Raw genomic sequence first — 10,693 nt, 5'->3', positions numbered from 1 at the left:
TTCCTGCGCCGCACGCTGCGAGCGTCAGGGCTGGTGTACGGCACGCCCGTGCCGCTGCCCTCGCCGGTGGACGGAGGGGAGCCCTTCGACGTCCCGGCGCGCGCGGTGGAGGACGAGCTGTTCCACGCCGTGGTGCGCACGCTGGCGCGCATGGCGCTGGACCTGGCGCGGGTGATGGATGCGCCGGAGGGGCCCCGGGTGGAGCAGTTGCTGGTGCTCTTCGCGGTGCTCGCGGGGGAGCTGGAGCTGGCCCTGGCGCTGGACGCACGCCTGGCGGCCGGGCTGCCCGTGCCCCGGAGGATGGTGGGGCGGGTGGAGGACGCGCTCGACAAGCGGGCGCCGTCGCTGGCCGGGGACCCGGTGTATGGCCTGGTCTTGCACAACGGCGCGCAGTACGCGGACGCGCAGCTGTTCTGCCGGCAGGCCATCGACCTGTTCTCGCGCGGGCGGCTGTCGCGGGTGGTGGCGGAGCGGCGGCTGGACTTCGCGGCGCGGCAGAAGGCGCTGCTGGTGGACGTGCTCACCGCGCTGTCGTGCGTGGACCGCGAGCCGGGACTTCCCGCGCGCCGCGCCATCCTCCGTCAGGTGGAGGGCCTGCGCCTGCCGCACGCGCTGGAGGGGGAAGTGAAGGCCGCGGTGCGCCAGTCCTTCGAGCGCAAGCGCGACGTGCGGGAGGTGGTGCGCCAGGTGCGCAGCATGGACATGCGCCACCTGCTGCTGGAGCAGACGTTGCTGGCGGCGCTGGTGGACGGCCGGCGGACGCGGCGGGAGCGGGCCTTCATCGACACGCTGGCGGGCGCGCTGCACGTGCCCCAGGCGGAGCTGCGACGTCTGGAATTGGAGATGGCGGAGTTCTACGCGCGGCACCGCTCGCTGGTGGATGTCTTCACCGTGTCGGACGCGGCGGGCGCCATGGGCGAGGACCTCATCACCGGCATGCAGGAGACGCTGGAGAAGAACTTCCACCGGCTGATGCAGGAGGCGCGCGAGACGGGCGACCTGGCGGTGCTGCTCACCAAGGCGGCGCGGCGCCAGAAGCTCACCGCCGACGAGCGCCAGCGCATGCGCGCCCAGCTCATCGACGTGGCGAAGGCCATCCCCGCGCTCGCCATCTTCGCCGCGCCCGGCGGCATCCTGCTGCTGGCGGCCCTGGCGAAGGTGCTGCCCTTCAGCCTGCTGCCCAGCTCCTTCCAGGACGGGCCCGCCGTCGTGGACCTGGACGTCGACGGCGAGGACACCGCCGAGCGCGAGGTGGGGTAGGACGCGCTCCCCGCGTGTCCCCTTCCCGCCGCGACGAATCAACCCAATCGTCACGATGCCCTGGGTGCATCGGCGCGAGCGTATGCCTCCGGGTTCTCAACCCTGGAAGGGGTACGCATGCGTGGGTCGAAGCGGTTCGGGAAGTGCGCGGCGGTGACGGCATTCCTGTTCGTGGGGGGCTGTGGCCCGGCAGCGGACGACCGGGAGGACGTGCCCCGGGCATCCCTGGCCCTGGCGGCGACGCAGAGCACGTCGTTCCAGGATGGCGTGTCGCCGTCCACCGGCTACGCGGGCACCCGCGACGCGATGATTGAAGAGGAGGACTCCAATGCCAACCACGGGACGGACAGCAGCCTGTCCGCCAGCGGTGACACGCCCGCGGGCAGTGGCAACGAGAACGAGATCCTCTTCCAGTGGGACGTGTCCGCCATCCCCGCGAACGCGACCGTCCGCTCGGCCTCCATCGTCCTCACGGTGTCCGACAAGGCGGATCAGGCCTACGGCTTCCTCGAGCTGACCCGCGCCTGGACGGAGCGGCAGGTCACCTGGGAGCAGGCCGACAGCTCCCACGACTGGACGTCCAAGGGTGCGGATGGCACCGGTGACCGGAACACGGCCCTGCTGGGCTCCATCCGGGCCGCGTCGACCGGGACGTACACCGTGCCCCTCAACGCGCAGGGGCTCGCGGTGGTGCAGAAATGGGTGAGCATGCCCTCCAGCAACCACGGCGTGGTGCTCTCCGACAAGGACCACGACAACCGACTGGAGGTCCGCTCGCGCGAGTATTCCACCCGCTCCTCGCGCCCGAAGCTGATGGTGACCTGGGATGTGGATGGGCCCGGCCCGGTGCCGGGGAGCACGACCTATCCGGGCACCTGTGATGGCTCCGGCGGCGTGGCCCTGGATGGCACCCACTTCCTGAACTTCAACGACGAGTCACAGACGGCGCGCGTCTATTCACGGGGACAGGCGGTCGCTCCCGTGCAGACGCGCGACCTGAACAGCGCCCTCGGGTTGTCGTCGTTGGACGAGGCGGACTTCGAGGACGCCGCGCGCGTGGGCAATCGCATCTTCGTAACGACCTCCCAGGCGCGGAACAAGAACGGGGTGCTTCAGGCCTCGCGCTACAAGTTCTTCGCGCTGGACGTGTCCGGCACGGTGCCGCAGGCGTCACTCCAGGTTGCGGGCGTGTCGTCGAACCTGCTCAAGGACATGCTGGATGCCCGCAACTGGAACCAGCCGGATGCGGCCGTCATCTCCCTGCTCGCGTCCCGTTCACGGCTGGCGGAGTCGACCGTGCCGGAGCTGGCGCCGAAGGAGCAGGGCACCAACATCGAGGGACTGGCCGCGCTGCCTTCGGGCGGGCTCGCCATCGGCTTCCGCAACCCGCAGGAGGGGACGAGCGCGCTGGTCGTCACGCTGACGAACCCGGACGCGGTCATCGCGGGTTCGCCGGCGCGGTTCGGTCAGGCCCTGCGTCTGGAATTGGGAGGCCAGGGGCTTCGGGGCATGGCGTGGTCGGACGCGCATCAGGCGGTGCTGCTGCTCAGTGGTCCCCATGACGAGAGCAGCGGTCCCTTCGCGCTCTGGAAGTGGAGCGGTGCCCCAGGCGTCGCGCCGGTGAAGGTGCGCGACCTGAGCGCCCCCACGGATTCGGCGCCGGAGGCGGTGATTCCCATTCCGGGGACCCAGGACGTGCAGATCCTCTTCGACATGGGCGCGCACCTCATCGGCGGCGGGGAGTGCAAGGCCGCCTCGGCCTCCAGCCAGTCCTTCACGGACCTCATCGTCCGGGTGGAGTGAGCGTCTCAGCGTGACACCCCGAGGGCGCTGACGCTGTTGAGGGACGGGCGGAGCGGTGCGAGCAATTGCTCCACCGCCGCGCGAGCACCCGGGCGGGAGACGTGCCCCACGTATCCGTCCGGGCGTACCAGCACGAGCGCCCCCGGACCCACGTCGTAGGCCCGGTGCGCGTGTCCGTGGGCGTCGAGCAGGGCGTCGGCATCGCGGGAGGTGTCCTTCGTGCGGACGTGGAAGGCGCGCACGGTGTCGCCGAAGCGCGAGCGGGCCCACGCGGGTGTGTCCGCGTGCTCCGGCCCGAAGGCGAGCAGCGTCCAGTGGGGGCCGCGAAAGGCGTCGAACAGGCGCGAGGTGTTTCCCGTCGCGTCCACGCACGGCGCATCCGGAGCCCGGTCCCCCGCGCGCAGGCGGGACGTGTCGCCGTCCACCTGGGGTGCCAGCGGGCCGCCGCGATAGTGCAATCCCAACTGCCGCGTCTCCGCGCCCCGCTGCTGCGAACGCAGGCTGTTCTGGCGCAGTCCCTGGTAGAGCTTCGCGGACAGGCCGAGCACATGCGCGGCGATGGGCAGCCGCTCCGCCTCGTAGGTGTCGAGCAGGGACGGGGCCGCCCCGGCGAGGACGTGGCCCAGCTTCCATCCCAGGTTGTAGGCGTCCTGCACGCCGGTGTTGAGGCCCTGGCCTCCGGCGGGCGGATGCACGTGCGCGGCGTCGCCCGCGAGCAGGACGCGGCCCACGCGGTAGCGGTCCACCATGCGCACGTTGGGGCGGTACACGGACAACCAGCTTGCATCGTGCAGGCGGAGTTTCGTGCCGGGGCGGGCCGCCTCCTGGAGGCGCTGGTCCAGCGCGGCCTCGGTCAATTCCGGCACGGTGCCACCGGGCTTCACCTGGAGGGCGAGCTGGAAGCGGTCCGTGCCGGGCAGGGGACACAACGCCACCATGCCGCCCTTCGCGAAGGGCCACACGTGCCAGTGGTCGCGGCCCAGGCCCTCCACGCGCACGTCGCCCACGACCATGCGCTCGGCTTCGTGTGTCTCCCCATGGAAGCCCACGCCCAGGGCCTTGCGCACGCGGCTGTGGCCTCCGTCCGCGCCCACCAGGTACTCCGCGCGCACGACCTCCGGAGCGCCGTCGTGGAGGAGGGTGGCGCTGACGCCTGAGTCGTCCTGGGTGAAGTCGGTGAGCGCGGTGCCGAACTCCACCGTGTGGCCGAGCGAACCCAATCGCTCGCGCAGGATGCCTTCGGTGCGGGCCTGCGGCACGAGCCAGGGGTCGGGATGGGGCACGTCGGGTGTCACGGCGTGGCGCGGAATCATCGTCCAGCGGCCCACGACGAAGCGCCGCCAGTGGATGCGAAGGCGGGGATAGGCATTGCCGGCCGCGAGCACGGCGTCCAGCACGCCCAGGTCCTCCAGCACCTCCAGTGTGCGCGGCTGGAGTCCCTTGCCGCGTGAGCCCACGAAGGGACCGGGGGCCGCGTCGATGATGCGGAGGGCGACGCCCCGGCGGGCGAGGTCGCAGGCGAGCGTGAGGCCCGTGGGGCCGGCGCCGACAATCAGCACCTGGACGTTCGTGGGGGGCATGGCCGTCTCTCCTGTCGCGAGGGGCCCTGGCGCCCCGGACGCGATGGAGAGGAGAATGTAAGGAAGTGCTTATGTTGTCAGCTTGCGTTCCCGAACCCGGAGTCCGCCATGCCGCGCGCGAAGCTTTCCCCTCGGAAGACGCCCTTGCAGGAGCGCTCGCGCGCGACGGTGGACGCGCTGGTGCAGGCGACTGCTGACATTCTGGTGCGCGATGGGTACGCGAAGCTGACGACCAACCGCATCGCGGAGCGCGCGGGCGTCAACGTGGCCTCGCTGTACCAGTTCTTTCCGGGCAAGGAGGCGCTGGTGGCGGAGGTGTCGCGCCGGCACGTGAAGGAGCAGCGCAAGGCGGTGCGCGAGGTGATGGCGACGCGGAGGTTCCAGGGCCTGGAGGACCTCGTCCGGACGCTGGTGTCCATGGGCTTCGCCGCGCATGCGGTGAACCCGAAGCTGCACCATGCGCTGACGGAGGAGCTGCCCGCGCGTCGAGCCCGGGCCCCGGATCCGGAGGACGCCCCGATGATGGAGGCGTTCCGCGAGTACGCCACCGACGTCCCGGACCCGGAGCTGGCGATGTGGCTCATCGACACGGTGTCCCACTCGGTCATCCACCGTGCGGTGGTGGAGCGCCCCGAGTCGCTGTCCCAGGGCGTGCTCCAGGAGGAGCTGGTGACGCTCCTCCTGCGCTACGTGAAGCGGAAGTGACGCGGTGGCTTCAGCGGCCCGACGCCGGACAGGTGCGAATGTCAGCCGATTGGGTAGGCTTGTCGACTCATGACAGATGAGAGGGGGATGCCATGAAGATCCTGATCGACACGAATGTGCTCATTCCGCTGGAGCCCACGTCGCCCACGCAGATCGAGGCGTTGACGAAGCCCGCGACCACGCTGGTACGGACTCTCGAAGAGGCGGGTTATCAGCTCTTCGTCCATCCGTTCATGCAGGTGGAGATTGAACGGGACCGTGATGAGGAGCGACGCCAACTTCGTGAGTTGCTGCTCAAGAAATATCTTCCGCTTCCTGCTCCGCCGCCCATCCCCGAAGCCTGGGCGGAGATCCTGGGAAGTCCGGAGGCCCATTCTCGTGATTGGGTGGAACAGCATCTGCTCTCGGCTGTACGGTCATCGAACCTGGAGCCCCGCTGCTCTTCTACTTGAGCCATTCCAGGAAGGCCGTGACCGTCATGGGCGTCGCGGAGCAGACGCTCGCCTCTTCCGATGCCAACCAGATCGCTGCTTCCGTGGGGAAGCGGACCGTCTTCCCCCTTCGCGAGATCGAAGCGCTGTGCTCGAATGGTGAAGTGCTCGCCATCCACTTCCGACAAGCGGCCATCCTGAAGGAGCCCCTCCTCCTGAATGACCTGTGTCGCCACGGAGTGCTCAACGGCCCTCCGCAGTCCATCACCACGGTCCAACAGGGAGGTCGTGAATGGCTCCGACAGCGCCTCGGGCTGTAGTCCTGCTGCCCATCCAGCCGCAGTACGCGACGCCCATCCTGAACGGGCTCAAACGCGTGGAGTTCCGCAAGCGCGCCTTCCGCCGGGAGGTCTCCCACGTCGTTGTCTACTCCTCGAGCCCGGTGAAGCAGGTCGTCGGATTCTTCGAGATCCTCGGCATCGACGAAGCCCCTCCCGCGCAGCTCTGGCGCCGCTATTCACGACAGGGGGCAATCCTGAAGGAGGACTACGACCGATACTTCTCTCAATCCGACGAAGGGGTCGCCATCCGCGTCGGGAAGGTGCACGTCTTCCAGAAACCCTTCCCCCTGGGGGACATCGCGCCGGATCTCCGCGCGCCTCAGAGCTATGCCTATCTGAGCGCGGATGATTTCACGAAGATTCGAGGCCGCAGGGCGCTCGTCACCTGACGCTCGGCGCGTGCCGCGTGCACCCCACCGGCCATCGTGCCAGTGGGGCGCTACGTGAAGCGTGCGCCTCAGCGGCCCGACGCCTGGGCGTCCACCGCGGCCAGCTCTTCCTTGCCGAGCTTCAGCTCCGCGCCCTGGACGTTCTCCTCCAGGTGCTTCACGGAGGACGTGCCCGGGATGGGCAGCATCACCGGCGAGCGCTCCAGCAGCCACGCGAGGGCAATCTGCGAGGGCGTCGCGTTGTGCTTCTTCGCCACCGTGTCGAGCGTCCCGCCCGGCTTCGCCAGCCCACCGGTCGCCAGGGGGAACCAGGGGATGAAGCCCAGCTTCTCCTTCTCGCAGTAGTCCAGCACCTTCTCGTGCACGCGGTCGGTCAGGTTGTAGCGGTTCTGCACCGACACGATGTCCACCACCTTGCGCGCCCGCTGGATCTCCTCCACCGACACCTCCGACAGGCCGATGTGGCGGATCTTCCCTTCCTTCTGGAGCGCCTTCAGCTCGCCCAGCGACTCCTCCACCGGGACCTTCGGGTCGATGCGGTGCAGCTGGTACAGGTCGATGCGCTCCAGCTTCAGCCGCCGCAGCGACAGCTCCAGCTCCTGGCGCAGGTACTTGGGCGCGCCCACCGGGTGCCACTCATTGGGGCCCGTGCGCACCAGGCCCGCCTTGGTCGCCACCACCACGCCCTTCGCGTACGGGTGCAGGGCCTCCGCGATGATCTCCTCGCTGACGTAGGGCCCGTAGGAGTCCGCCGTGTCGATGAAGTCCACGCCCAATTCCAGCGCGCGCCGCAGCACGCGCACCGCTTCCGCCCGGTCCTTGGGCGGACCCCAGACGCCGGGGCCGGTGAGCTGCATGGCGCCGTAGCCAAGACGATGGATGGGCAGGTCACCGCCCAGCTTGAAGGTGCCGCTCTTCTCCACGGGACGCGTTGAAGTGCCGCTCATGGTTCTTCCTCCTGGAAAGGGATGGCTGCTGTGAACTGAAGAAGGGGACGTCAGGACGCGGGGGGCGTCTGGTAGCGCCGGGCGAGGGTGTTCTTGTTGCCCCGGAACATTCCGGCTTCGGCCTGCGCCAGGGCCGCGAGCGCCTCCTCGGCCTCCAGCCCGGGCACGCAGACCGTCTCATTGCGCTCCAGCGCCAGCAGCGAGGCGGTGACGACGTCCTCCGGGGGCATCGCGCCGACGTAGCCGCCGTTGAACTCGGTGGCGGTCATGCCCGGACAGACCACCTGCGCGCGCACCGGCGTGTCGCGCAGCTCGCCCGCGAGCGTGCGCGTGAAGTGGACGAGGAACGCCTTCGCGCCCGCGTACGTGGCCCGGTGGGGCAGGGGGACCGGAGGCAGGGCACCGGAGAAGGCGAGCAGGGAGGCGACGTTGATGACCGCGCCCCGGCCCCGCGCCAGCATGCCGGGCAGCGCCGCCCGGGTGGCCAACAGGGGCGCCAGGATGTGCAGGTGCGCAAGGCCCTCCAGCACCGCGGGCTCCACTTGCGCGAAGGGCCCGTAGCCGCCCACGCCCGCGTTGTTGATGACCAGGGTGATGTCCTCGCCGGCCGCGCGCTCGGCCACCCGGTGGATGTCCACGTCCGTCGTCAGGTCGGCTCGCATCACCTCCGCTCGGATGCCGTGCGCCGCGGTCAGTTTCTCCGCGAGCGCATGAAGCCGCTCTTCCCGACGGGCGATGAGCACCAGGTCATGGCCGAGCGCCGCCAGCCGCCGCGCGTACACCTCTCCGATTCCCGCGGACGTGCCCGTCACCAACGCGGTCCCTCGACTGCCTGCCATGCCTGCTCCCTGGGGAAGGTGGAGGCGGGGTTGTCGTGCCCCGCCGAGATGAATGCTGGAGACGGGGACCGCCTCCGCGAAGCGCACGGGCCGCCGGTAACGCCAGGGCCGCACCCCTGCCCGCTGGGTAACGAGGGCAGGGCGTACGCGCAACCCGCTCGTGCGTCCTCCCAGCACAGCGGACGATTCCGTGGACCATGCAACCGTCGAGGACGGCACCGCGCCCCCGCGTGCTTCAGCCGAGCGCCTGGGTCGCCTGGGGCTCGTCGCGGAACTGCTGGTGGTAGAGGTCCGCGTACAGGCCCCCCTTCGCGAGCAGCTCCTCGTGCGTGCCGCGCTCGACGACGGCCCCCTGCTCCAGCACCAGGATGAGGTCCGCGTTCCGGATGGTGTTGAGCCGGTGCGCGATGACGATGCTCGTCCTGCCCGACAGGAGCCGCCCCAGCGCGAGCTGGATGAGCGCCTCCGTGCGCGTGTCGATGTTCGCCGTCGCCTCATCGAGGATGAGCACCCGGGGCTCCGCGATGACCGCGCGCGCGAACGCGAGCAGTTGCCGCTGCCCCTGGCTGAGCGTCGCGCCACCTTCTCCCAGCACGCTGTCGTAGCCCTGCGGCAGCCGGGTGATGAAGTCGTGCGCATGCACCGCCTTCGCCGCCGCCTCCACGTCCTCGCGGGTGGCGCCCGGCTTCCCATAGGCGATGTTGTCCGCCACCTTGCCGCTGAAGAGGAACGGCTCCTGGAGCACCATCGCCATCTGCTGGCGGAGGCTCGCGCGCGTCACCTGCCGCACGTCCTCCCCGTCGATGCGCACCGTCCCCGCCGTCACGTCGTAGAAGCGCGGCACCAGGCTGGCCACCGTCGTCTTGCCCGCGCCCGTGCGGCCCACCAGCGCCAGCGTCTGTCCGGGCTCCAGGTGGAAGGACACGTCGCGCAGCACCGGCCGCTCCGGGTCGTAGCCGAAGGACACCCTGTCGAACACCACCTGGCCCTTCAGCGTCCCCAGCGCCACCGCCGTCGGCGCGTCCGGCGGCTCCGGCGTCTCGTCGAGGATGCCGTAGATGCGCTCCGCCCCCGCCAGCGCGGACTGCATCAGCGTGGCCACCGACGCGGCCAGCTGCACCGGCCGGAAGAACTGCGCCACGTAGATGAGGAACGCGGCCACACCGCCCACCGTGAGCTGTCCGTCGAGCACCAGCACGCCGCCGTAGCCGATGACCAGCGCGGTGGACAGCGTGGACAGCAGGTCGATGGCCGGTGAGAACGCGGACGTGATGCCCACCGCCGCCACGTTCGCGTCGCGGTTGGCCGCGTTGCGGTCGCGGAAGCGCTCGATGTTCTTCTCCGTGCGGTTGAACGCCTGCGCCTGCCGCACGCCCCCAATCTCCTCCTGGAGGTTGGCCGTCACGTCGCCCACCGTCTGGCGCGTCTTGCGGTACGCATTGCGCGCCCGCGACGCGAAGAACCACGTGGTGAGCACGATGGCGGGGATGAGGGAGAAGCACGCCAGCGCCAGCCTGGCATTGAGCGCCAGCATCGCGATGAGCACGCCCACCAGCCCCAGCACCGACCCCAACAACTGCGTCAGCCCCTGCGCGAAGAGCTGGTTGAGCGTGTCCACGTCGCTCGAGAGCCGGCTCATCAGGTCGCCCAGCGGTCGCCGGTCGAACCACGCCAGCGGAAGCTGCTGGAGCCGCTCGAAGAGGCGCCGTCTCAGCTCCGCCAGCACCTTCTGCCCGGTGTGGCCCACCCGCCACGTCTGCGCCCGCTGCGCCAGCGCGCCCACCGCGTAGACGACGAGCAGCATCGCCAGCGTCCGCAGCAGTCCGCGTCCATCCCCCGAGCCGATGTCATGGTCGATGGCCCGGCTCACCAGGTACGGCCCCGCCGCCTGACACACGGCGCCCACCAGGATGAACCCCAGCGCCACGCCCATCAGGCGCGCATGCGGACGCAGCTCGCCCACCAGCCGCCGCAGCACCTTGCCGCGCCGCTGGGCCCGGCCGGCCTCCAGCTCCGCCAGCGCCTCGATTCCGCCCGGCCGCCTCATGCCGCACCTTCCTGGCGCGCGGGCTGGAGCTGCGAGCCGAGGATGTCGTTGTACAGCTCGCTCGTGGCCCTCAACTCCTCATGCCGTCCCTTCGCGACGATGCGCCCCTCGTCCAGCACGAGGATGACGTCCGCGTCCCGCACGGTGCTGATGCGCTGGGCGATGACCACCGCCGTCCTGCGCTTGTCCCGCATCAGCGCGTCCAGCGCCCCCTGGATGGCCTCTTCCGTCTGGGCGTCCACCGCCGACGTGCTGTCGTCCAGGATGAGCAGGCGCGGGTCGGTGAGCAGCGCCCGCGCGATGGCCAGCCGCTGCCGCTGCCCGCCCGACAGCCCCACGCCCCGCTCGCCC

11 protein-coding genes are annotated in these 10,693 nt (G+C 70.4%); 6 read left to right on the top strand and 5 right to left on the bottom strand.

All coding sequences use genetic code 11. The features are described 5' to 3' along the window. Both D7X74_RS33900 and D7X74_RS33895 read left to right on the top strand, forming a co-directional pair. Positions 1-1,260 (top strand): TerB family tellurite resistance protein (locus D7X74_RS33900; RefSeq protein WP_120537145.1); only part of this gene is annotated, 1,260 nt, incomplete at its 5' end. Between the two features lie 117 nt (positions 1,261-1,377). After that, positions 1,378-3,063 carry a DUF3616 domain-containing protein gene (locus tag D7X74_RS33895; protein ID WP_120537144.1) on the top strand — a complete coding sequence of 562 codons (1,686 nt, stop codon included), beginning with the start codon at positions 1,378-1,380 and terminating at the stop codon, positions 3,061-3,063. Positions 3,064-3,068: 5 nt separating this feature from the next. Here D7X74_RS33895 and D7X74_RS33890 read toward each other — a convergent pair whose 3' ends face one another. After that, positions 3,069-4,643: an FAD-dependent oxidoreductase gene (locus D7X74_RS33890; RefSeq protein WP_120537143.1), complete on the bottom strand. Its 1,575-nt coding sequence runs from the start codon at positions 4,641-4,643 to the stop codon at positions 3,069-3,071. 108 nt (positions 4,644-4,751) lie between these two features. Between D7X74_RS33890 and D7X74_RS33885 the strand changes: the two genes are divergently transcribed. From D7X74_RS33885 to D7X74_RS33870, 4 genes are all read left to right on the top strand, one after another. Continuing rightward, on the top strand, positions 4,752-5,348 hold the full coding sequence (locus tag D7X74_RS33885; RefSeq protein WP_120537142.1) for a TetR/AcrR family transcriptional regulator: 597 nt from the start codon (positions 4,752-4,754) through the stop codon (positions 5,346-5,348). A 92-nt stretch (positions 5,349-5,440) separates the two neighbouring features. Next, a complete protein-coding gene (locus tag D7X74_RS33880) occupies positions 5,441-5,800 on the top strand; it encodes a hypothetical protein (protein WP_120537141.1) in 360 nt (119 codons plus the stop codon). Positions 5,801-5,817: 17 nt separating this feature from the next. Further along, a complete protein-coding gene (locus D7X74_RS33875; protein WP_147446775.1) occupies positions 5,818-6,099 on the top strand; it encodes a hypothetical protein in 282 nt (93 codons plus the stop codon). Beyond that, the gene (locus D7X74_RS33870; RefSeq protein ID WP_120537139.1) at positions 6,072-6,509 is read left to right on the top strand and encodes a hypothetical protein; all 438 of its coding nucleotides are present in this window, start codon (positions 6,072-6,074) and stop codon (positions 6,507-6,509) included. The genes D7X74_RS33875 and D7X74_RS33870 overlap by 28 nt, the downstream gene beginning before the upstream one ends. 68 nt (positions 6,510-6,577) lie before the next feature. Here D7X74_RS33870 and D7X74_RS33865 read toward each other — a convergent pair whose 3' ends face one another. The 4 genes from D7X74_RS33865 to D7X74_RS33850 all read right to left on the bottom strand — a co-directional run. After that, complete coding sequence (locus D7X74_RS33865) at positions 6,578-7,456, bottom strand: aldo/keto reductase (RefSeq protein ID WP_120537138.1); 879 nt, start codon at positions 7,454-7,456, stop codon at positions 6,578-6,580. Between the two features lie 50 nt (positions 7,457-7,506). Continuing rightward, positions 7,507-8,295 carry an SDR family oxidoreductase gene (locus tag D7X74_RS33860; RefSeq protein WP_120537137.1) on the bottom strand — a complete coding sequence of 263 codons (789 nt, stop codon included), beginning with the start codon at positions 8,293-8,295 and terminating at the stop codon, positions 7,507-7,509. 235 nt (positions 8,296-8,530) lie between these two features. Beyond that, the gene (locus tag D7X74_RS33855; protein ID WP_120537136.1) at positions 8,531-10,342 is read right to left on the bottom strand and encodes an ABC transporter ATP-binding protein; all 1,812 of its coding nucleotides are present in this window, start codon (positions 10,340-10,342) and stop codon (positions 8,531-8,533) included. Further along, the coding region (locus D7X74_RS33850; RefSeq protein ID WP_120537135.1) for an ATP-binding cassette domain-containing protein at positions 10,339-10,693 on the bottom strand (355 nt) is incomplete at its 5' end. The genes D7X74_RS33855 and D7X74_RS33850, both read right to left, overlap by 4 nt.

The sequence above is a fragment of the Corallococcus sp. CA047B genome, from assembly GCF_003612065.1.
In the GTDB taxonomy this organism is placed as follows: Bacteria; Myxococcota; Myxococcia; order Myxococcales; family Myxococcaceae; genus Corallococcus; species Corallococcus praedator.
This window is presented reverse-complemented; position numbering and strand designations above follow the sequence as displayed.

What these genes read in the sequence shown, in the direction of transcription:
- D7X74_RS33895 (WP_120537144.1), top strand. Translation starts at nt 1,378, where the DNA reads ATGCGTGGGTCGAAGCGGTTCGGGAAGTGCGCGGCGGTGACGGCATTC.
- D7X74_RS33890 (WP_120537143.1), bottom strand. Translation starts at nt 4,643, where the DNA reads ATGCCCCCCACGAACGTCCAGGTGCTGATTGTCGGCGCCGGCCCCACG.
- D7X74_RS33885 (WP_120537142.1), top strand. Translation starts at nt 4,752, where the DNA reads ATGCCGCGCGCGAAGCTTTCCCCTCGGAAGACGCCCTTGCAGGAGCGC.
- D7X74_RS33880 (WP_120537141.1), top strand. Translation starts at nt 5,441, where the DNA reads ATGAAGATCCTGATCGACACGAATGTGCTCATTCCGCTGGAGCCCACG.
- D7X74_RS33870 (WP_120537139.1), top strand. Translation starts at nt 6,072, where the DNA reads ATGGCTCCGACAGCGCCTCGGGCTGTAGTCCTGCTGCCCATCCAGCCG.
- D7X74_RS33865 (WP_120537138.1), bottom strand. Translation starts at nt 7,456, where the DNA reads ATGAGCGGCACTTCAACGCGTCCCGTGGAGAAGAGCGGCACCTTCAAG.
- D7X74_RS33860 (WP_120537137.1), bottom strand. Translation starts at nt 8,295, where the DNA reads ATGGCAGGCAGTCGAGGGACCGCGTTGGTGACGGGCACGTCCGCGGGA.
- D7X74_RS33855 (WP_120537136.1), bottom strand. Translation starts at nt 10,342, where the DNA reads ATGAGGCGGCCGGGCGGAATCGAGGCGCTGGCGGAGCTGGAGGCCGGC.